Consider the following 20,854-nt stretch of genomic DNA (forward strand, 5'->3'; position numbering starts at 1 on the left):
ACGCCACTGAACCTGCAGGAATGTGGCTTCGCGGGAACGCCGGGGTCCTGCCCCTGGAAAGAAAAAAAGCCGGCCCCAGGGCCGGCTTTCATCGTTTCCACCGCTTCACCGGCAACGCCGGGAACAGGTGGTGGGCGGTACAGGGTTCGAACCTGTGACCCCTACCATGTCAAGGTAGTGCTCTACCGCTGAGCTAACCGCCCATCTTGTTCTTGCCGCCCGAAGGCTGGCCTTGTTACGTAAAAACCCGGCGCCAGGGCCGGGCTTTGCAGTTCACGAGAGCCCTTTTGCGAGGACTTCGTGGTGGGCGGTACAGGGTTCGAACCTGTGACCCCTACCATGTCAAGGTAGTGCTCTACCGCTGAGCTAACCGCCCGTTTTGCTTCTGCATTTCCGCGATTGCGTCGGTGCAGGCCGCGTATATTACGGATGCCGGCAGGGAAGCGCAACACTTTTGTGAAGATGATGCTGCACTGCCGCGTTCAGCCCAGGCTGGCTTCCTTCAGCTGGCGGATCTGGTCACGCACGCGCGCGGCATCCTCGAATTCCAGATCCTTGGCGTGCTGGTACATCTGCTGTTCCAGCGCCTTGAGACGGACAGCCAGCTGCGCCGGCGACAGCGACGAACGATAGTCGGTCGCCTCTTCGGCTACGCCCGCCCGGCCCTTGCCCTTGCCCTTCTTGGCTTCCTTCTCCGCGGCATCCGAACGCGCGCCCTCGAGGACGTCGACGATCGGGCGCGCCACCGAACGCGGCACGATGCCATGTTCTTCGTTGTACTCGACCTGCTTGGCGCGGCGGCGGTCGGTTTCATCGATCGCCGCCTGCATCGAACGGGTGATCCGGTCGGCATACAGGATCGCCTTGCCGCGCACGTTGCGGGCGGCGCGGCCGATGGTCTGGATCAGCGAGCCGGTGGAGCGCAGGAAGCCTTCCTTGTCGGCATCGAGGATCGCCACCAGCGATACCTCGGGCATGTCCAGGCCTTCGCGCAGCAGGTTGATGCCGACCAGCACGTCGAACTTGCCCAGGCGCAGGTCGCGGATGATCTCCACACGCTCGACCGTGTCCACGTCCGAGTGCAGGTAACGCACGCGGATGCCATGCTCGGTGAGGTATTCAGTGAGGTTTTCAGCCATGCGCTTGGTCAGCGTGGTGACCAGCACGCGGTCGCCCGCCTTGATGCGCGCGTTGGCCTCGCTCATCAGGTCGTCGACCTGGGTACCCACCGGCCGGATCTCCACCACCGGGTCGATCAGGCCGGTCGGGCGCACCACCAGTTCGGTGATCTCGTCTCCGGCCTCGCGGTATTCATACGGACCCGGCGTGGCCGACACGTAGATGCTGCGCGGGCAACGCTCCTCCCATTCCTCGAAACGCAGCGGACGATTGTCCAGCGCGGACGGCAGGCGGAAGCCGAACTCGACCAGGGTTTCCTTGCGCGAGCGATCGCCCTTGAACATGGCGCCGATCTGCGGAATGGTCACATGCGATTCGTCGATGACCAGCAGCGCATCGGCCGGCAGGTAGTCGAACAGGGTCGGCGGCGGCTCGCCGGCGGCCTTGCCGGTCAGGTGCCGGGAGTAGTTCTCGATGCCGTTGCAGTAACCGACCTCGGCCATCATCTCCAGGTCGAACTGGGTGCGCTGCGCCAAACGCTGCGCCTCCACCAGCTTGTTCTGCGCGTACAGCTGCTCCAGCCGCTCCTTCAGCTCCACCTTGATCGTCTCGATCGCCGCCAGCACGCGTTCGCGCGTGGTCGCATAGTGGGTCTTCGGATACACGGTGAAGCGCTGCATGTTGCGCAGCGTCTCGCCGGTCAGCGGATCGAACAGGGTGATCTTCTCGACCTCGCCATCGAACAGCTCGAGGCGCAGCGCTTCACTGTCCGACTCGGCCGGGAACACATCGATCACTTCGCCGCGCACGCGGAAGGTGCCGCGCTGCAGTTCGTACTCATTGCGCGTGTACTGCAGCTGGGTCAGGTGGTTGATCAGGTCGCGCTGGTCGATGCGCTCGCCCTTGGACAGGATCAGGCGCAGCGACAGGTAGTCTTCCGGCGCGCCCAGGCCATAGATCGCCGACACCGTCGCCACCACGATCGCGTCCGGGCGCGACAGCAGGGTCTTGGTCGCGGCCAGCCGCATCTGCTCGATATGTTCATTGATCGAACTGTCCTTCTCGATGAAGGTGTCCGACGACGGCACGTAGGCTTCCGGCTGGTAGTAGTCGTAATAGCTGACGAAATACTCCACCGCGTTGTGCGGGAAGAACGCCTTGAATTCGCCATACAGCTGCGCCGCCAGCGTCTTGTTCGGCGCCATGATCAGCGTCGGCTTCTGAATGTTCTGGATGACGTTGGCGATGGTGTAGGTCTTGCCCGAGCCGGTCACGCCCAGCAGGGTCTGCTTGGCGATGCCGGCCTCGAAGTTGCTGGTCAGCTTCGCGATGGCATCGGGCTGGTCGCCCGCCGGCGAATACGGCGAGACAAGTTCAAAACTGTCGCTCATGGTGTTGCCAGTTCCCGGGAAGGATGAGTATACGGGGCGAGGGGTGACGGCTGGCTGAGGAGTGGCCGGGCAGCCCGCCACGGGGATTCCCGATGGCGGCCGCGCAGCCGGGCGCGGAGGCTGGATGCATGCACCCGACCCATGCCCCCTGCCCCCTCGGCCCCCGCTCTGCGCGGGGCGTGCACCTGACCGAACTGCTGGTGGTCATCGCCGTGCTGGCGGTGCTGCTGGCGGCGTCCTGGCCGGCGCTGCAGCCTTTGCTGCTGCGGCAACGCGCCGATGCACTACAACTGACCCTGCACGCCAGCCTGGCCGGCGCGCGCAGCGAGGCATTGCGCAGACGCGAGCTGATCGGCCTCTGCGCCAGTATCGACGGCCTGCACTGCAGCGACGACTGGAGCGCCGGCTGGATCATCTACCGCAGTGGCGACCAGCGCGGGGAGCCAACGTCGCCGGAGGCGATCCTGAACCATCACACCGGGCGCTCGGACATATCGATCCTTGCCCAGGCCAGCAGCGGGCGGCCCCAGCTGTTCTTCCAGGCAGACGGACGCAGCCCGGGGGCCAACCTGACCCTGCGCATCTGCGCGGGCAACCGGCTGCACGGTGCGTTGATCGTCAACAATGGCGGCCGCGTGCGAAGTGAACGCGTGGACCGCGATACGCCCTGCTGACTGCCTGCGCAGAAAAGCAAAAGCCGCGATTTCTCGCGGCTTTTGCAGTGTCTGGCGCCCGAAGTTGGACTCGAACCAACGACCCCCTGATTAACAGTCAAGTGCTCTAACCGGCTGAGCTATTCGGGCGGGGAGGCGCATTGTACTGGTCGATTACAGGAAGATCAACACCTGTTTCACCAGCAGCTGGCAACGCCACCGTCGGCCGTCTTGCGGTTGGCCTGGTCCACGCTCATCGTGCCGCAGCTGTCCTTGGCCTGCGTGCCCTGCGGGGTGGCGGTGATGGTGAAGCTGGTGCCATCCCCCTTGTAGTCCAGGTTGTAGCGCACGGTACCGCCATCACGGGGCGACACCTTGGTCGGCAGCGCGTAGCCGGTGTAGGAGTTGTTGCTGGTGTGGTAGCGCTCGGCGCGCTGTGCGTACTCAGCCAGGTCCGCCTTCACCACGGCACGATGCGATCGGCGCACGTATTCCTGATAGGACGGAATGGCGATCGCCGCCAGGATGCCGATGACGATCACCACGATCATCAATTCGATCAGCGTAAAGCCAGCCGCGCGGCGAGGCATGTGAGTGTGCAGCATGAGCGTGGATCCTCGCACTGGGGTTACTGGAGCTGGCGCCAGGACTGGCGACCGCAAGGGTAAGGCAGATACAGCGACTGGCTGCCCGCCGCGCCGACGGCCATCCAGCAGGAGCTGCCTCCGGGCGGCGCCTTGTTGTCCGTCGGACGCGGCAGCACCGACAGCGAAACGTCACGGACCGGCGCAGTTCCTCCGGTCTTCAACGCGATGGCGGCGGTCGCTGCCCCGGGCCGGCTGCCGGTCGGCGAGCCATAGCGCACGTTCTCCAACATCGGCAAGCCGCTGATCGACGACAGCCCGAACAGCCAGTTCGAACCGCTGGTCGAACAGCCTACCGACTGCATGTTGGGCACGTAGGTCGGCATGAAGACGATGCCACTGACCAGGATCGGGTTGCCCACCGCACGCTCGCCATTGCCGGCAGGCAGCTGGATCATCCAGCCCCGGGCATTTGCCGGGGCCGTCCCCGCCGTGATCTTGCGTTCATCAACGCCTGCAGTGGCGGCCGCGGCCGTGTACGGAACCAGGTTGGCAGCGGTCACCGTCGAGGTCACCGTCTTCCCCGACAGATCGTTCACGGCGTACAGCGCCTGCTGCGCCTTGTCATCCTTGTCGCTGGTGAAGGAGAAGCTGCCGGTGCCGAAATAGAGCATCACGCCGCCCGAAGGACCGGTGGCAGCAGTCATGCCACCGGTGATCGGCTGGCGGTAGGTCTTGGTGGAGGAGTCCTGGGCAACCTGGCTGGTGAACATCGGCACGGTCAGCGTGGTGTTCGCACTGCTGGTCAGGTCGAACTTCCACACGGCGCCACGCTGATCGGCGGCATAGACGGTGTCGGCCAGTCCATCACGGCCGCGCGCATCCTGGTTGGTACCGGTCCAGCGATCGACAACCACAACATTGCCCAGTCCGTTACTCCCGGAGATGCCGGCGCCTGACGTACCCTCGACGGCTTCGATCATCCGGATGTCGCCACTGGCCATGTCGACCACGAACAGCACCGCCTTGCCATTGGCGCTGCCGTACCCATTGCCGAAGATCGCCTTCCAGGCGACGCCGGTGCCGCTCTTCACCGGCACGATCACCGGCTTGCCCAGCACGAATCCGATGTTGTTGCGCACCTCGTCCCTCAGCGACGCGTTGATGTCGCTGATTTCCCACAGCACGTTGCCGGTGCCGAAGCTGCCCGGCGTGGTGACGTCCAGCGCGAACACCGAACGGCCACCTGCACCCGTGGTGCCTACCAGGCTGGTCTGCCACGCGGTGCCGTTGTAGGTATCGGCCACGGCAATCGGGCCATCGACGTAATAGCGGTGGCGGAAGGTCTGGTCGGCCGTATCGGACTTGTAGGGGAACAGCAGGTTGGCCATGTGCCCCAGCGCGGTGGCCGGGATGTAGGCAAAGCTCTCCGTGCCGCCGGTGCCGTCCTGCTTGGCATCGGCCTTCATGCCGCCATCGAAGGCGTGCAGCATGCCGTCATTGGCACCGACATAGACCATGTACCGCTGGGACTTGGCCTTGGTCGCCAGGTAGTCGGTGTAGCTCTTGGCGTAGGTGCCGCCGAGCTGGCGGTACCCGTAGTCGTCCAGCGGCGAGCTGACCACCGGCGCCGAATTGACGATGTCACCCAGCGGCGTGGTCCGGTCACGATACTTGCCGCCGTTGCGGACCTCGGTGGAGCTGTCGGCACTGAGATAGTTGATGGCACTGGCCAGATCGGCCTTGATCGTCGTCAGCTTGTCGGTGGAGCAGACCAGCATCGACGCGTACTTGCCGTCGGGTTTGCTGCACAGATCCTGCAGGCTGATACGGGCACTGTTGAAGTCCACCGGCGAACCCAGCTTGTTGGCCACGATCCGGCGGCCGGACGACGTCAGGCGGCTGGAGGCTTCCCACACCTCGGTGAGCTCCGCGACCTGGTCGGCGTTGACCTTGACGCTGGCCGCAGTCAGCTTGCTCGACCAGTCGGTGCCGCTGTTGGTGATGTCATAGCGTGGGGTGACCGCCAGTGAGCCGGTGCCGATGCGCGCACCACTGATACCGATCGTGCCTGAAGGCGACGCACCACCACTGATCGAGGACAGCACCCGACGCATGGCCTCGGTGACGTCCGCCGGGGTCTGCGCGTTGATGAATTCGCCACGGCTGTTGACGGCCGCATGCCACAGCTCATCGATGACGGTACCGTCATCGACGTCCAGCGGATTGCCATTGCCGGCCCAGTTCGGCGCCGTCTTGTACGGATCGGCGGTTGCGGCCTGGTTGACGCCGTAGATCTTGCCCTGCGCGCCCAGGGTCACGCCGTAGAAGTTCATGTGCAGGTCGGTCTGGCAGTCCAGGCGCTTCCAGTCCGGGCTGCTCTTGTCCAGGGAGCTGCACTTGTCACTGACCGGCACCTGCCCCGCCGGGAAGCTGGTCCCGGTGCGCAGGGGGGTCCGGGCGCCTGCATAAGCCGCCGCGGCGATGTCGGCGATGGTATTGCTGTAGCCGTCGGAGAACGGAATGGACGGCAGGTGGGTCGAGTTCACCGAGTCGGCGTCACCGAAGGACGCGCTCGGTGCATTGCCGGAGTTGGTGTAGCCATCGGTGAACAGCATGCCGCCATTACGCTGGCAGGCCAGCTGCACGGGGGCATCGGCGTCGGTACGACGGAACTGGTCGACCAGATACTCCACCGCGCGACGGTTGGGCGTGCCGCCGTTGGCCGTCAGCGCATAAATCTGCTTGTAGAGGTCAGCTCGGTTGGTGACCATGTCATACATGGTCGCGTTGCTGAGCTTGTTGATGGTGAAGTAGCCCACCCGCATCGTATCCACGCTCACCAGGGCGGCGGTCGACGAACCGACGATGGCCAGCACGCGGTTGCGGTGATACTGGAACCAGTTGGCGAAATTCTGGATCGCGGCGTTGTAGGCGGCCGGACTCGAGTAATTGCCCGGCTTGATCTGGTAGCGACGCAGGTTGCAGCCCGGACCACAGGCACCGGTAATCACCGGGCGACTGGCGTCGTCGGTCTTGTATCCGTCCGGTGCAGGCGCTGCAGCCGGCAGGTAGAAGGTCGCCGGAAAATAACTGATGGAGTATGTGGTATTGCCGGTGTTGCTGATCGCGGCGGTCTTCCATCCACCATCCCACCAGCTGTCGACATAGTATTCATTGCCGGTACCGGAAAGGTCGGGAATCCGCATACCGTTGACGAACTGGAACTTTTCCGACGTGTCGGCCCGATTGACGGTCATGTTGTACACGGCGTTGTAGCCGCGCTGGCCGGACCGGGGATCGGCGCGGGTCTGGGTGATCGAGGCATCTGCCCACAGCGTGCCATCGGCATTGGTCCACGGCCGATAGGTCACTGCCGGGTTGAAGTAACTGGCGTTGTAGACATGCGAACGCGCGAAGCCGTAGATATCCAGCGGCGGAATGGCGCGGCCTGGCGAGTATTCCTTGTTGAACTCCGCGTGCGGATACAGGTAGAGGTAACAGTCCACCGAGTTGCTGGCGCACGCCGAGCCCACGCTGAAGAAGCTTCCATCGTTGTTGAAGAAGCTGTTGGTGTTGCTGTTCCAGCGCATGCGGCCGTCACCACCGGGGAACATGCGTTCGAAGTTCATCGAACCCGAATCGTCCACCGCCATGATGAACGCCGGTGTCGCGCGCGTCTGCACGTTCATCGGCTCCTGTGCCAGCACGCCCTGCGCCTGTGCGGCAAACAAGGTATGCGCCAGATAGCCGCCAGCGGCCAAGACGGCAAGGCCAACGCCTGCCAGGATCCTGCGGTTGCGAGTGTTCATGGGCTCCCCACCCTCACAGCTTGAATACGGTATCGATCGCCGCACGCGACGTCGCATCACTGGTGGTATCACCGGCATAGGTCGTGATCTGGTAGACCGGCGTCGGCTTCTCCACCGACTTGCCCATGTCCAGCGCACCCTCCCCCTGGATGCAGCCCTGGATCTCACGGACATAGATGGCCGGCTTGCTGCCCAGCTTGGTTTTCGCGACCCAGGCCGAGGGGTCGAAGCCGTCATCGCACTGCTGGTTGATGTCGGAGGAGGCCACGGCCGGATTGGCGCCGGCATCCTTGCGGTTGGCGATGTTCTCCACGGCGTTCTCGGCGCTGCGTGCCGCGCCTTCCGCGTTCTGGAGCGCCATGTTGGTCGCCCGGTAGCCGGCCGCCATGCGTTCCTGCATGCCGGCCACCTGCATGCCGATCACGCCCAGCAGGGCCAGCAGCACCAGCATGATCAGCGCGACATAGAGAACGGCACCCTGCTGTCGTGCCTGGGCAACGAAGGGACGGCGTCGGGAGGAAGGATGAGTGCGCATGGTCGTCAGTTCCCGAACAAGCGGTTGCGCAGCGCAACGGACGCTTCATAGGCGCCACGATGGCGCTGGTCGTAAGGATCGGCCGGGGCAAAGCCCACCCCGAGGATGGCCGGATACGTGGCCGCACTGCCCGGCGCTTCGGCCGACGCACGCTGCGGACTGCGCGCCAGCAGGCCGACCTGCACCATGCCGACGCGGCGCCACTGCCCTGCGGCGGTGGCATCGGTACCGGTACTGACCGCACTGGCCACGCGCTGGTCGACGATGCGACCGGTCGGCGGCGTGGGCAGGGCGATATCCGGGGTGGCATCCAGTCCGTACAGGAACTGCATGTTCTCGATGCCTTCCACCAGCTCCTCGCCATCGGCGTAGCCGCCGGCGCCATTCGCGCGTGCCCGGTAAAGCGCCGGCTCGCCATTGGGATTGGTCGCGATGTAGTACGCCATGCCATCGGCGCGATACAGCATGGTCATCGCGTTGTTGATCGAATAATTGCTCAGGTCGACCTTGTCCACCTTCAAGGTCGAACCGCTGATGGTGGCGGGGAAGACGTCGGCACGGGTGCAGTCGGCTATGCCGAAGACCGTCGGCGTACCTGCGGCGTTGGCCTTCAGTCGGGCCATGCCATCACTGGAGACGGTCAGCGTGGTCGCACCCGCGGCCACGGAGATGCCGGTCACCACGGCCCCTTCCGGACTCATCAGGCGCAGCACAAGGATGTCGCTGCCAGGCAACGGCGCCGGCTTGAGGTTGGTGATGCTCTTCGGTACCGACTGCGCCGCGCTCCACGCACGGCCCAGCGTCAGCGTGGCGCCCGGCGCCGTACCTGCTGCCTCATACCCCTGCACCGGAACCGAGAAATCCTGCGGGTCGCCACTGCCCGAGCTGATGCCCAGGTGATAGCCGATATCGCCGGTGTTCTTGACCACGTGGGCCTGGTCGTTGACGCAGCCGAAGTGGCCGGCCATGCGCAGGTCACGCTGCAGGAAATCCAGCGCGAAGCGCGCGTTCTCCTGGGTACGGGCCGCGCCTTCGGACAGCCGCGACGCCGCACGCGAGGCGATGAAGATCTGGGTGACGCCCAGCATCAGGACCAGGCCGATGACCATGGCGATCATCAGTTCGATCAGCGACAGGCCTCGGGCTCGCGAAATTGGACTCATGGGCGCGTTCACAGGAAGGTCGTCAGGCCGAAGGTGGTAAGGCTGTCGGGATCCTTCGGATCCCACCGCTGGTCACCCCAGCTGATGGCCACGGTGACCTGGCCGGTGCTCTGCACGAAGGTCACCTGCGCGCTGGCCTTCTCGCCCAGCGTGCGCGCGACCTCGCACTGCCAGCGCGCCACGTTCGTCTTCGGCGTCACGGCAGCGCCGGTCGGCCAGGCGCAGACGCCGCTGGGCTTCACCGAGCCGGCCGAGAACGAGGCAGAGGAGTAGGCGCCACCGGCCAGGGTATCGGTGCGCTGGGCGCGCATCAGCTCAATCAGGTCGTTGGCCAGGTTGGTGGCCTGGGTGCGGTAATTCGCGCTCTGCACGAAGCGGACATTGGTGGTCTGCAGCAGAGCGAAGCCCAGCAGCCCGAACGCCAGGATCAGCACCGCCACCATCACTTCGATCAGGCTGAAGCCACCCTGCGACGAGCGCGGGCGGGCCAGGTTGCGGCGGCTCATGAGCAGGCTCCCTTGGTCACCCGGACCTGGCCGGATTGGTTGATCGTCAACGTGCTTTTCGATTCACCGGCCTTGCACGCATCCGGCGACAGCACCAGGGTCTGATCAGCGACCGCCCTGCGCCGGCCGCGCCCGTCGAAGGCGATGACCGCGCCCGGTGGGCCGACTACGCTCAGCTGCGGATTGCCCTGAGAAAAGCGCAGCGCGACGTCATTGCTGCCCATCTGGCCGTCGCCATCCAGGTCCGACCAGGCCAGTACACCCTTGGACCAGTCGCCATCACAGGCCTTGCCATCGGCGCTGCCACAGACACCGCCACCGTTGCTGTTGCGGATGCCTTCGCTGCGGGCCAGGTTGGCCAGCGCGATCAGTTCATTGTTGGCGGTCGCCAGCCGGTTCGAGCGGATCATCCCGCGGAAGCTCGGATAGGCGATCGACGCCAGGATCACGAAGACGGCCAGCGTGACCATCAGTTCAACCAGCGTGAAACCGTTTTGCCGGCGCAAAGACATTGGACGCTCCCCAGCGTGTTGGTGGCCACGATGGGCCATCGCCCCGCCACCGGCAAGCGGCGGCAGGATGAACGGTCAATCCGGGGCGACGGGCGTCAAAGGCTTGACGACCCGCCCTCCCCTGCCAGTGCCGGCGCGATCCCCATCGCGCCGGCCCGGGCTCAGGCCAGCACCTGGTAGCAGGGCTGGTATTCGCCGGAGATCTTCATCCGGCGCTGCTCGACGAAGGCGCGCAGCAGCGCATCCAGCGCCTGCATCATGTCCGGGTCCCCGTGGATCTGGAACGGCCCGAACTGCTCGATGCGGCGCATGCCGTCCTCCTTCACGTTGCCGGCCACGATGCCCGAGAACGCCCGGCGAAGGTCGGCCGCCAGCGCGTGCGGCGCACGCCCGTGGTGCAGGTCCAGCGCGGCCATCGCCTCGTGGGTCGGCACGAACGGCTGCTGGTACTCCCACGGGATCTCGATCGACCAGTTGAAGAAGAACGAGTCCTTCTGCGCCAGGCGGTGCTCGCGCACGCGCTTGATGCCGTTGGCCATCTTCTTGGCCACCGCGACCGGGTCACCGATGATGATCTCGTAGCGCTCGGCAGCCTCATCACCCAGGGTCAGGCGGATGAAGCGGTCGATCTGCTCGAAGTACGGCGCCGCCACGGTCGGGCCTGTAAGGATCAGCGGGAACGGCAGGTCCCTGTTCTCCTCGCGCAGCAGGATGCCGAGCAGGTACAGGATCTCTTCGGCAGTGCCGACGCCACCGGCGAACACGATGATGCCGTGGCCGATGCGGACGAAGGCCTCAAGGCGCTTCTCGATGTCCGGCATGATCACCAGGTGGTTGACGATCGGGTTCGGCGACTCGGCCGCGATGATGCCCGGCTCGGTGAGGCCGATGTAGCGCGTGACGGTGCGGCGCTGCTTGGCATGGGCTATGGTCGCGCCCTTCATCGGGCCCTTCATCGCACCCGGACCGCAACCGGTGCAGATGTCCAGGCCGCGCAGGCCCAGCTCGTAGCCGACCTGCTTGGTGTACAGGTACTCGTCGCGCGAGATCGAGTGGCCGCCCCAGCACACCACCAGGTTCGGGTCACCCGGGTTGAGGATGCGCGCGTTGCGCAGCAGGCCGAACACCGCGTTGGTGATGCCCTCGGACGATTCCAGCTCGGCCGCGTAGGCCGGGCCCATCTCGATGGCCATGTAGGCCAGATCGCGCACGACGGCGAACAGCAGTTCGGCGACACCGCGGATGATCTCGCCGTCGACGAAGGCCATCGCCGGTGCGTTGACCAGGTCGATGCGCACGCCGCGATCCTGCTGCGCCACCTGGATGTCGAAATCAGGGTAGAGGTCGCGCGCCGCGCGCGGATCGTCCGAAGCGCTGCCGCTGGTCAGCACAGCCAGCGCGCAGCGGCGCAGCAGCTCATGCATGCCGCCGGCGGAGGCATCGCGCAGGCGTGCGACCTCGGCCCGCGACAGCACATCCAGCCCACCGCGCGGGTAGATCCGCGCATCCTGCACCGGCAGTGCACGGGCTGATTTTTCGTTCGTGGTCATATCCAATTTTTCGCTTCCTTCAAGGTTTCCGACTGTACTGCCGCCCCCTTAAAAAGCAAAACGGCCGGGAAGCCCGACCGTTGGATGTGTGCTGCCCGCGTTCGCCTGTCCGGGACCGCCTGGGCGGCGTTGACGCCGCGCACATTTCCAGATGCTACGCCGTTGCCCAGCGCCCCGCAAGGACTTTCGCCTGAACGGGAAACGGCCGGGTTTCCCCGGCCGTTTCCGTTTACAGCAGCGCTACGTCAGTGCATCAGAACTGGTAGCGGAAGCCCAGCTGCAGCGACCACTGCGAGACACCGACGTCGAAGCCGTCTGCGTCGTTGTTGGCCACCGTCGGCAGGTCAGCACCGCGGAAGTTGTAGACGTACTTGCCGTCCTTCATGCCCTGCAGGGTAGCCACACGCGCATCGGCGAAGAAGCCGTAGTCGTAGATGTTGCCCCACTTCTTGTTGAGCATGTTGCCGACGTTCTGGATGTCCAGCCACACTTCCGACTTGTGACCCTTCATGAAGCCCGGCAGCTGCTGGCTGATGCGGATATCGAAGGTGTTGATCCAGCCGGTACGGAACTGGTTCGCCGGAGCGTAGCCACCTGCGTACTTGGCCAGCTGCGGGTTGGCGGCCAGCCATGCGTAGAACGACTTCTCCATTTCCGCATCCGGGGTGAAGGTGCTGCCCGCCAGATTGCCGAACAGAACCTCGCCCGGGTTCGGCACGTAGAACAGGTCATTCGCGGAGCGGCCGTCGCCGTTGGCATCGTTCGAGTACACGTAGCTGTACGGACGGCCGCTACGGCCCTCATACACCAGACCGACCTTGGTTTCGTAGTCGCCGAAGAACTTGTGCTTCCAGTTCAGCGAGCCCGACAGGCGGTCACGGATCTGGTAGCGCGAGGTGTTCTCGGTTTCGCTGTTGGCGTTGAAGGCGTACTGGTAGTTCCAACCCGAGCTTGCGGTGGAGCTGGTCAGCGAGCCCACTTCGGTCGCGTCGGTGTAGGTGTAACCGATGTTCCAGGACCAGTCACTGGCGTCCGACCACGGCTTGCTCAGCGACACGGTGAACTGCGAGGTGCGGCCCTTGTCGGTGTTGGCGATTTCGTAGACGGCGTCGTAGCCGCGGTTCCGCCCGAAGCGGGCATCGTTGTTGGTCCACAGGTTGCCGTTGCGCGACGCAGCGTAATAGAGCTCCCGACCGTCCGGACCCAGCTGCTGCACCGGGCCCAGGTTCAGGTTCCTGTAGTACAGGGCATCCTTGACCTTGGTGACCAGCAGCTCTGCCGAAGCCACGATGCCGTACCACGGCGTTTCATGATCGAAGGCCAGGTTGGCCTTGTACACCGACGGCATCTTGAAGTCGCTGCCGACGAAGTTGACGTTCTGACGGTTCGAGCCCGGGGTGGTCGGGACCGGCTGGCTGTCCTTGTTCGGGTTGAACGGCAGCGTGCGATCGTAGGCAGTGTAGGCGTACACCGAATTGTTGAAGCCGGTGGCCGAGTAGCTGTTGCTCAGCCACACCTGCGGCGCATCACCCTGGAACAGGCCCACGCCGCCGCGCAGCTGCGTCGGACGCTCGCTGTCGAAGGTGTAGTTGAAACCGACGCGCGGCTGGATCAGGAACTTGTTGCTCAGCACTTCGCTGTTATCGCGACCGAAGAAGGTCGACGCCGCAGCGTTGTAGGCCGGGGCCGGGCTGGTGTCGGCACGGTCGGCACGCACACCCAGGGTCAGGGTCAGATTGTTGTTGACATACCAGGTGTCCTGCACGAACAGGGCCAGGTTGCTGTACTTGTAGTCAGCCGGAATCGAGCCCGGGGTGCGCTCCGGATTGTAGTTGTAGCTGCTCCAGCGGCCAGCGGCGAAGTTGTCCAGGCCGTAGAAGGTGTAGGCACCCCACGAGTTGGCGCCGAAGTAGTTGTAGATGTCGTTGGTGTCGTACGACGCACCGAACTTGACGTCATGGTCACCCAGGGTCCAGGTAGCTGCGGCGTAGTAGTTCCACGCCTTGGTTTCCAGGATGTTGTTCTGCGAGTTGACTTCGGTACCCAGGTACAGCGAGTCACCCGACGGTGCAGCCTCGTTGCCGCCGAAGAAGATGCGGATGCTCGGTGCGTCGGTGGACACGTTGCGGATCGCCGAGTACTCGCGGTACGACGCCTTCAATTCGGTCGAGAAGTTCGGGGTCCAGTCGCTGAACAGCTGGGCGACGTAGCTCTCGTTGGTCTTGTCATGCTGGTACCAATACGAGCTCAGCGAGGCCGAACTGGTGGCCATGCCGTTGATGCGCAGCTTGCTCTGGTCGATCTTGCTGTAGCGGATGTTGGCACGGTGGTTCTCGCTGATGTTCCAGTCCAGCTTCAGCGCGTACTCTTCCATCTCCGTGTCGCCGTTGCTTTCCAGGCCACCGGCGTTGATGCCGTAGCCCTGCGCGATCTGCTGCGCGCGGGTCACGTCGGCCAGGGTGAACTGCGGGTTGGCCTTGCCCAGCGCGGTGCCGCTCAGGTCGGCGCCCGGGGCGGCCTGCTTGAACTTTTCGTAGTTGGCGAAGAAGAACAGCTTGTCCTTGACGATCGGGCCGCCCAGGGTCATGCCGTAGGTTTCTTCCTTGGTGAAGCCCTTGAACGGCTGGCCTTCCGGGTTGTCGCCGAACCAGTCGCCATCACGGTAGGTGCCGTACACCGAGCCGTGGAATTCATTGGTACCCGACTTGGTCACCGCGTTGACGGTGGCACCGGCGGCGGCAGCGATGCTGACGTCGTAGTTGGACAGGTTGATGTCCAGCGCTTCGATGGCTTCCATCGCGACCGGCTGGCGGCGGGTCGGCATGTTGTTGCCTTCCAGGCCGAAGGTGTCGCTGGCCGAGACGCCGTCGATGTTGATCGAGTTGAAGCGCGGGTTCTGGCCGCCGGCCGAGATCGAGCCCGAGGCGCGATCGATGAAGGTGACGCGCGGATCCAGGCGCATCAGATCCTGGATGTTGCCGCCGACGGACGGCGCAACTTCGATCTGCTGCTGGCTGATGTTGGTGCCCGAGCCCATCTTGGTGGCGCTGAACACTTCCGAGCCGCCGCCGACGGCGGTGACCTGTACGGTGTCCAGATTGGTCGCGCCGGCCAGATCGCCGGTCAGCGTCGCGTTGATGGTGCCGGTCTGGTTCACGCCCAGGTAGACGCCATCTTCGGTCTTGGTGCCTTCACCCGGCTTGGTGATGGTGATGCTGTACGGGCCACCCACGCGCAGGCCGCGTGCGTTGTAGCGACCGGCCGCATCGGTGGTAGCACGCGAAACCGTGCCCGACTCGGTGTGGGTGATGGTGACTTCAGCACCAGCGACGGGCTGGCCGCCGCGGGTCACGACCTGGCCACCGACACCAGCGGAGGTGCTCTGGGCGAAGGCGGGAGCGGCAGCAAGTGCAGCCACGAGACCAAGGGTAAGCTTGGACATCCGGAGTGGGTGGGTCATTTTTCGGTAGCCTCGATGCGAGTTGGCGATGGCGGAAAAAAAAGCGCATCCAAACAGCCCTGCGGGTGGCTGGTCGGAGAGTTATCTGGGGTTCCCTACCGCTTGGCTGAAGGCAGCCATAACGGTTAACACTAGATTAACACGCTACGCCATCAATGTGACGGTTGTGCGACAAACGGCACCGGTTCGCAACGCAATCGTGACGGGTTCTTCACTCCGCCTTTCCCCGGGGCTCACTCGCGGGGAGCTGCCTCGCTGGCATCGAGAATCGTCCCCCGCCAGGCATGGCCGGCCGGGGACAACAGGATGACGGCCGCAGCGGCGGCCGCTTCGGGCCCTTGCGCGGCCGGGTCCTGATCGACGGAATAGGCGCGGGCGCGCAGGGCCGTGCGCAGGGGCCCCGGGTACAGGCCACTGACCCGGACAGGGCTGCGACCCAGCTCATCGTGCAGGCTGCCGATCAGGCCACGCAGGCCGTGCTGGGCCACGCCATACCCGCCCCAGTAGGCCTGCCCCACCCGTTCGGGGGCATCGACCGCGAAGACCAGGGCAGCATCCTCGCGCTGCCGCAGCAGCGGCAGGCAGGCCTGGGCCAGCCAGGCCGGGGCGGTCAGGGTGACATGGACCGCGCGGGCGAAACTGGCCGGGTCGGCCAGCTCGAACGGGGTCAGGCCGGGGAAATGCGCGGCGCAGACCAGCAGGCCATCCAGCCGCCCCAGCTCACGCTGCAGGGCCTGGGCCAGTTCGGCATAGTCATCGGGGCCGGCACCCTCCAGGTCCATCGGGTACAGCAGGGGTTCCGGGCCGACCGCCTGGACCTGGGCATAGACCCGGTCCAGCCGGCGCGGCTTGCGCCCCAGCAGGACCACCGTAGCCCCGGCCGCCGCAGCGGCAATCGCCGCCGCACTGCCCAGCCCGCCGCCGGCACCGGCAACCAGCACCACGCGGTCCTGCAACGGGCGGCCATCGAGCGCCCCGTCAGTCGGTGACGTCGACGGCCAGGCACTCATCCCTGGGTCGCCTCTTCGACGATGCGCTTGAGCTCGCCGGATTCAAACAGTTCCATGACGATGTCGCAGCCGCCGATCAACTCGCCGTTGATGAACAGCTGCGGGAAGGTCGGCAGGTTGGAGAAGCGCGGCAGGTTGGCGCGGATCTCCGGTTCTTCGAGCACGTTGACGGTGCGCAGGGTGACGGCGCCGGCAGCCATCAACGCCTGCACGGCGCGGCTGGAAAAGCCGCACATCGGGTACTGCGGGGTGCCCTTCATGAACAGCACGAGCGGGTAACGATCGACCTCGGCCTGGATTTGCTGCATTACCGCCACAACCACACTCCTTGCTTCGCCGGACAACCCGACCGTGATGGTCGGCTAGACTGCCCACGGTAGCCGCCATTGTAAGCGGATGGAACAGGCTGCCGTCGTCCCCTGGCCACGAACCTGCACATGCCCATCGAATTGCCCGCCCTGCCCTACCTCTCCGGCTCCCTGCAGCCCCACCTGTCCGCGCAGACCGTGGAACTGCATCACGGCCGCCACCACCGCGCCTATGTCGACGCGGTCAACGCCGGCACCCTCGGCACCGAGTGGGAGGAGGCGTCGCTGGAAGAGATCGTGCGCCATGCCCAGGGCACGCTGTTCGATGCGGCCGCCCAGGCCTGGAACCACGGCTTCTACTGGCAGTGCCTGCGCCCGCGCGGCGGCGGCGAACCGCAGGGCCGGCTGGGCGAGCTGGTCAAGCGCCAGTTCGGTGACGCGCAGCGCCTGCGCGAGGAATTCAACCGCACTGCACTGGGCCTGTTCGGCTCGGGCTGGGTGTGGCTGGTGCAGCACCCGGGGGGCCAGCTGGGCATCCAGGCCACCCGCAACGCCGGCACGCCCCTGACCGGCGACAGCACCCCGCTGCTGTGCTGCGACGTGTGGGAGCACGCGTACTACACCGACTACCAGAATGACCGCGCGCGTTACCTGGACGCGTTCTGGCAGATGGTCAACTGGGAATTCGCCGAGAGCCAGCTGCGCTGAGGCAGCGGCTCTGTCACCGGGTAGTGCCGGCCGCTGGCCGGCAACTCACTGGACGTACAAGGATGCCGGGGTTGCCGGCCAGCGGCCGGCACTACCGGGCAGCAGAGCGTGGCTTCACGCGCTCTCATGCGCGGCCACCGCATCCATCACCCGCGCCGAGTACACCAGCGCGGCGCCGGCGTTGAGCGAGACCGCCACGCCCAGCGCCTCGGCGATTTCCTCGCGACTGGCGCCATGCTTCAGCGCCGCGTCCACGTGCACGGTGATGCAGCCGTCACAACGGGTGGTCACCGCCACCGCCAGCGCGATCAGCTCCCGGGTCTTGGCATCCAGGTGGTTGGTCTGGGCACCGGCATTGGCCAGGGTGGCGTAGCCCTTGACCGTATCCGGCGAGAGCTTGCCGATCTCGCCGATGCGGCCCTTCAGTTCCTTGCGGTAGGCATTCCAGTCGAGCATGGTCGTGACTCCTGTGAAAGGAGCTCCACGCTACCACCGGGAATGTTGCGCCGATGGCTGCACCGGTGCGCCACACCGTTGCACTGCCGGCCTGCGGCCGGCACTACCGGACTCAGCGGTTGCGCAGCGCGTACACCGCCGGTGCCACCTGGGCCTGGCGGTCCAGTTCCAGGCCCACCTGGTCCAACGCGTCGGCCAGTGCCGCGGCATCGTCATCGCGCAACGTGGCATGGCCGACCTTGCGGCCTTCGCGCGACTCCTTGCCATAGTCATGCCAGTGGCCACTGGCCTGGGCCAGCACCGGCAACGGGTCGGGCATCCGGCCCAGCCAGTTCAGCATGCAGGCATGGCCGAGCATGCGGGTGCTGCCCAGCGGCAGGCCCAGCACGGCGCGCAGGTGGTTCTCGAACTGCGAGGTCTCGCTGCCTTCGATGGTCCAGTGCCCGGAGTTGTGCACGCGTGGCGCCATCTCGTTGGCCAGCAGCTCGCCATCGCGGCAGAACAGTTCCAGCGCGAACACGCCGACGTACTGCAGGTGTTCGGCGACACGGCGTGCATAGCCGATGGCTGCCTGCTGCTCGGCGGCGGACAGCACGGCCGGGGCCACGCTGGCCGACAGCACACCGTCGACATGCCAGTTGCCGGTGATCGGCCAGGCTTCGAAACTGCCATCGCGGCCACGCACGGCCACCACGCTGACCTCGCGCTGGAAGGCCACGAAGCCCTCCAGGATCAGTCCGGTGCGCTCGACCTGTGCACCCAGCGCATCCCAGGCGGCATCAATGTCGGCTTCGCTGCGCAGGCGGAACTGGCCCTTGCCGTCGTAGCCCAGGCGGCGGGTCTTGAGGATGCACGGCAGGCCGAATTCGACGGCTTTCGCCGCCAGCTCGTCGCGGCTGCGGATATCAGCGAAGGCCGGCAGCGGAATACCCAGCTGCTGGAACAGGGTCTTCTCGCTCAACCGGTCCTGGGCCACCGCCAGCGCGGCCGGCGGCGGGTAGACCGGCACGCGGTCGGCCAGGAACTGTGCACTGTCGGCGGGCACATTCTCGAAATCGAAGGTGACCACATCGACCTTGGCAGCGAAGTCCGCCAGCGCCTGGCGGTCGTCGAAGGCACCGACGGTGAGCGGCGCCAGAGGGCCGCTGCAGGCGTCGGCCGCCGGGTCATACAGTTCGAAGTGCAGCCCCAGCGGCGCACCGGCCAGGACCATCATGCGGGCGAGCTGGCCGCCGCCCAGAATGCCGACGGTCAGGCTCATTGGCGCGGATCGTCGTGGGCCATCACGTCTTCGGTCTGGCGTGCACGGAAGGCGTCGAGCGCCTGGCCGATCGCCGGCTGGTCGCTGGCCAGCATCGCGGCGGCGAACAGCGCCGCGTTGGACGCGCCGGCATTGCCGATGGCGAAGGTGGCGACCGGGATACCGGCCGGCATCTGCACGATCGACAGCAGCGAATCCATGCCGTTGAGGGCCTTGGACTGCACCGGCACGCCCAGCACCGGCACGGCGGTCTTGGCGGCGATCATGCCTGGCAGGTGGGCGGCCCCGCCGGCACCGGCGATGATCGCGCGCAGGCCACGCGGGCCCGCCTGCTCGGCGTAACTGAACAACACATCCGGCGTCCGATGCGCGGACACCACCTTCACTTCGAACGGAACACCCAGGGCTTCAAGCTTCTGGGCGGCGTGCTGCATGGTTTCCCAGTCGGAACGGGAACCCATGACGATGCCGACAAGCGGCGCGATCGGGTTGGGGGTCATTGGCCGTCACCTGCCTTAAAGACGTATTCTAGCCATCTTCCACGCAAGACGAAGAACCATGGATCGCAAGCTGCTCGACCTGCTGGTGTCGCCTGACACCCGCCAGCCCCTGTCCCTGCTGGATGGCAAGGGCCTGGAAGCCCTCAACAAGGCCATTTCCGCCGGCGCGGTGAACAAGGCCGATGGCAACCCGCTGGCGCAGCCGCTGCGCGAAGCGCTGGTCACCCGCGACCGCAAGCAGGTCTTCCGCGTCGACGACGGCATCCCGGTGCTGCTGGCCGAGGAAGCCATCCCGACCGCCCAGATCGCCGATTTCCCGACCGCATGAGCACGCTGCCGACGCCGGATGCGGCCGTTGTCGCCGCCGATGTCGCGCGTGCACTGGCCGAGGACCTGGGCAGCGGTGATGTCACCGCCGCCCTGCTGCCCGACCAGGCCGACAGCGCCTACCTGCTGTGCAAGCAGGACGGGGTGATCGCCGGCCGCCCCTGGTTCGACGCCACCCACCGCGCGCTCGACCCGGACGTACGCATCGAATGGCAGGTTTCCGACGGCGACGCGGTCACCGCAGGCACCGTGCTGGCCCTGCTGCATGGGCGCAGCCGCAGCCTGGTCAGCGCCGAACGCACCTCGCTCAACTTCCTGCAGACGCTGTCCGGTACGGCAACCACCACCGCCCGCTACGTGGCGGCGGTGGCCGGTACCGGCACGCGCATCCTTGACACCCGCAAGACCCTGCCCGGCCTGCGCCTGGCGCAGAAGTACGCGGTGCGCTGCGGCGGTGGCGAGAACCATCGTTTCGGCCTGTACGACACGGTGATGCTGAAGGAGAACCACATCCGCGCTGCCGGCTCACTGGCCGACGCCGTGGCGGGCGCACGCCGGCAGTGGCCTGCGCTGCCGCTGGTGGTCGAGGTCGAGGATCTGGCGCAGCTGCGCCAGGCGCTCGACGCCGGTTGCGAACGCATCCTGCTGGACGACTTCAGCCCCGACCTGCGCCGCGAGGCGGTACGCATCACGGCCGGCCGCATTCCGCTGGAAGTGTCCGGCAGCGTCGGCCTGGGTGGCCTGCGCTCGATCGCCGAGGATGGCGTCGACTGCATCTCCATCGGCGGCCTGACCAAGCACGTGCAGGCCATCGATCTGTCGTTGAAGCTCGGCCCACCGCCGGGCTGAGGCCTGCAGGACTTGTAGAGCCGAGCCTACGCTCGGCTGCTTGTCGATTTGCGGCACGCCCTGCGCGCGCTTCGCGCGATGAGCCGAGCATGGGTTCGGCTCTACACGACCCGGGACGCCTTCACGGCTCGGCTACGGCCGCCTCTGCGA

Annotated in this window: 18 protein-coding genes and 3 tRNA genes; 4 read left to right on the plus strand and 17 right to left on the minus strand. The window is 65.9% G+C overall.

Annotated features, from left to right (window positions below):
• Nucleotides 1-128: 128 nt before the first annotated feature.
• The 3 genes from J3A72_RS17080 to uvrB all read right to left on the minus strand — a co-directional run bounded on the left by J3A72_RS17080 (nucleotide 129) and on the right by uvrB (nucleotide 2,510).
• A tRNA-Val gene (locus tag J3A72_RS17080) sits at nucleotides 129-203 on the minus strand.
• A gap of 98 nt (nucleotides 204-301) precedes the next feature.
• Nucleotides 302-376: transfer RNA gene (locus J3A72_RS17085), tRNA-Val, on the minus strand.
• A gap of 106 nt (nucleotides 377-482) precedes the next feature.
• Nucleotides 483-2,510: an excinuclease ABC subunit UvrB gene (gene uvrB, locus J3A72_RS17090; protein ID WP_075075697.1), complete on the minus strand. Its 2,028-nt coding sequence runs from the start codon at nucleotides 2,508-2,510 to the stop codon at nucleotides 483-485.
• A 128-nt stretch (nucleotides 2,511-2,638) separates the two neighbouring features.
• Here uvrB and J3A72_RS17095 point away from each other — a divergent pair, with 128 nt between their 5' ends.
• Nucleotides 2,639-3,184, plus strand: a complete 546-nt coding sequence (locus J3A72_RS17095) for a GspH/FimT family pseudopilin (RefSeq protein ID WP_051007154.1) — start codon at nucleotides 2,639-2,641, stop codon at nucleotides 3,182-3,184.
• Between the two features lie 52 nt (nucleotides 3,185-3,236).
• Here the strand turns inward: J3A72_RS17095 and J3A72_RS17100 are convergent.
• The 11 genes from J3A72_RS17100 to grxD form a co-directional block, all read right to left on the minus strand.
• Nucleotides 3,237-3,313 (minus strand) — tRNA-Asn (locus J3A72_RS17100).
• A 47-nt stretch (nucleotides 3,314-3,360) separates the two neighbouring features.
• Nucleotides 3,361-3,768 (minus strand): type IV pilin protein, encoded by a 408-nt coding sequence (locus J3A72_RS17105; RefSeq protein ID WP_014646597.1) that lies wholly within the window; start codon nucleotides 3,766-3,768, stop codon nucleotides 3,361-3,363.
• 23 nt (nucleotides 3,769-3,791) lie between these two features.
• Entirely contained in the window at nucleotides 3,792-7,559 is a 3,768-nt protein-coding gene (locus J3A72_RS17110) for a PilC/PilY family type IV pilus protein (protein WP_049407951.1), read from the minus strand.
• Nucleotides 7,560-7,572: 13 nt separating this feature from the next.
• Complete coding sequence (locus J3A72_RS17115) at nucleotides 7,573-8,094, minus strand: PilX N-terminal domain-containing pilus assembly protein (protein ID WP_046429812.1); 522 nt, start codon at nucleotides 8,092-8,094, stop codon at nucleotides 7,573-7,575.
• Between the two features lie 5 nt (nucleotides 8,095-8,099).
• Nucleotides 8,100-9,257, minus strand: a complete 1,158-nt coding sequence (locus tag J3A72_RS17120; protein ID WP_046429811.1) for a PilW family protein — start codon at nucleotides 9,255-9,257, stop codon at nucleotides 8,100-8,102.
• Nucleotides 9,258-9,265: 8 nt separating this feature from the next.
• Nucleotides 9,266-9,763 carry a type IV pilus modification protein PilV gene (pilV, locus tag J3A72_RS17125; protein ID WP_046429810.1) on the minus strand — a complete coding sequence of 166 codons (498 nt, stop codon included), beginning with the start codon at nucleotides 9,761-9,763 and terminating at the stop codon, nucleotides 9,266-9,268.
• On the minus strand, nucleotides 9,760-10,275 hold the full coding sequence (locus tag J3A72_RS17130; protein ID WP_041863227.1) for a Tfp pilus assembly protein FimT/FimU: 516 nt from the start codon (nucleotides 10,273-10,275) through the stop codon (nucleotides 9,760-9,762). The genes pilV and J3A72_RS17130 overlap by 4 nt, the downstream gene beginning before the upstream one ends.
• A 161-nt stretch (nucleotides 10,276-10,436) precedes the next feature.
• Nucleotides 10,437-11,825 carry a nucleotide 5'-monophosphate nucleosidase PpnN gene (gene ppnN / locus J3A72_RS17135; RefSeq protein ID WP_075075696.1) on the minus strand — a complete coding sequence of 463 codons (1,389 nt, stop codon included), beginning with the start codon at nucleotides 11,823-11,825 and terminating at the stop codon, nucleotides 10,437-10,439.
• Nucleotides 11,826-12,078: 253 nt separating this feature from the next.
• On the minus strand, nucleotides 12,079-15,285 hold the full coding sequence (locus J3A72_RS17140; protein ID WP_229653743.1) for a TonB-dependent receptor: 3,207 nt from the start codon (nucleotides 15,283-15,285) through the stop codon (nucleotides 12,079-12,081).
• A 233-nt stretch (nucleotides 15,286-15,518) separates the two neighbouring features.
• Nucleotides 15,519-16,295 carry an SDR family NAD(P)-dependent oxidoreductase gene (locus J3A72_RS17145; protein WP_075075695.1) on the minus strand — a complete coding sequence of 259 codons (777 nt, stop codon included), beginning with the start codon at nucleotides 16,293-16,295 and terminating at the stop codon, nucleotides 15,519-15,521.
• Nucleotides 16,292-16,612 (minus strand): Grx4 family monothiol glutaredoxin, encoded by a 321-nt coding sequence (gene grxD, locus J3A72_RS17150; RefSeq protein WP_005415957.1) that lies wholly within the window; start codon nucleotides 16,610-16,612, stop codon nucleotides 16,292-16,294. Before grxD ends, J3A72_RS17145 begins: the two co-directional genes overlap by 4 nt.
• Before the next feature lie 120 nt (nucleotides 16,613-16,732).
• Here grxD and J3A72_RS17155 point away from each other — a divergent pair, with 120 nt between their 5' ends.
• Nucleotides 16,733-17,311: a superoxide dismutase gene (locus J3A72_RS17155; protein WP_075075694.1), complete on the plus strand. Its 579-nt coding sequence runs from the start codon at nucleotides 16,733-16,735 to the stop codon at nucleotides 17,309-17,311.
• Nucleotides 17,312-17,425: 114 nt separating this feature from the next.
• Here J3A72_RS17155 and J3A72_RS17160 read toward each other — a convergent pair whose 3' ends face one another.
• The 3 genes from J3A72_RS17160 to purE form a co-directional block, all read right to left on the minus strand.
• The gene (locus J3A72_RS17160; RefSeq protein ID WP_004152082.1) at nucleotides 17,426-17,767 is read right to left on the minus strand and encodes a carboxymuconolactone decarboxylase family protein; all 342 of its coding nucleotides are present in this window, start codon (nucleotides 17,765-17,767) and stop codon (nucleotides 17,426-17,428) included.
• Nucleotides 17,768-17,879: 112 nt separating this feature from the next.
• Entirely contained in the window at nucleotides 17,880-19,028 is a 1,149-nt protein-coding gene (locus J3A72_RS17165; protein ID WP_140222669.1) for a 5-(carboxyamino)imidazole ribonucleotide synthase, read from the minus strand.
• Nucleotides 19,025-19,528, minus strand: a complete 504-nt coding sequence (gene purE, locus J3A72_RS17170) for a 5-(carboxyamino)imidazole ribonucleotide mutase (RefSeq protein ID WP_005412808.1) — start codon at nucleotides 19,526-19,528, stop codon at nucleotides 19,025-19,027. The genes J3A72_RS17165 and purE overlap by 4 nt, the downstream gene beginning before the upstream one ends.
• Before the next feature lie 58 nt (nucleotides 19,529-19,586).
• Here purE and J3A72_RS17175 point away from each other — a divergent pair, with 58 nt between their 5' ends.
• Nucleotides 19,587-19,856, plus strand: a complete 270-nt coding sequence (locus J3A72_RS17175) for a Trm112 family protein (RefSeq protein ID WP_014036599.1) — start codon at nucleotides 19,587-19,589, stop codon at nucleotides 19,854-19,856.
• Nucleotides 19,853-20,704, plus strand: a complete 852-nt coding sequence (nadC, locus tag J3A72_RS17180) for a carboxylating nicotinate-nucleotide diphosphorylase (RefSeq protein ID WP_014646586.1) — start codon at nucleotides 19,853-19,855, stop codon at nucleotides 20,702-20,704. The genes J3A72_RS17175 and nadC overlap by 4 nt, the downstream gene beginning before the upstream one ends.
• Nucleotides 20,705-20,854 lie beyond the last annotated feature (150 nt).

The organism is Stenotrophomonas sp. PvP093, from assembly GCF_017876915.1.
GTDB lineage: Bacteria > Pseudomonadota > Gammaproteobacteria > Xanthomonadales > Xanthomonadaceae > Stenotrophomonas > Stenotrophomonas muris.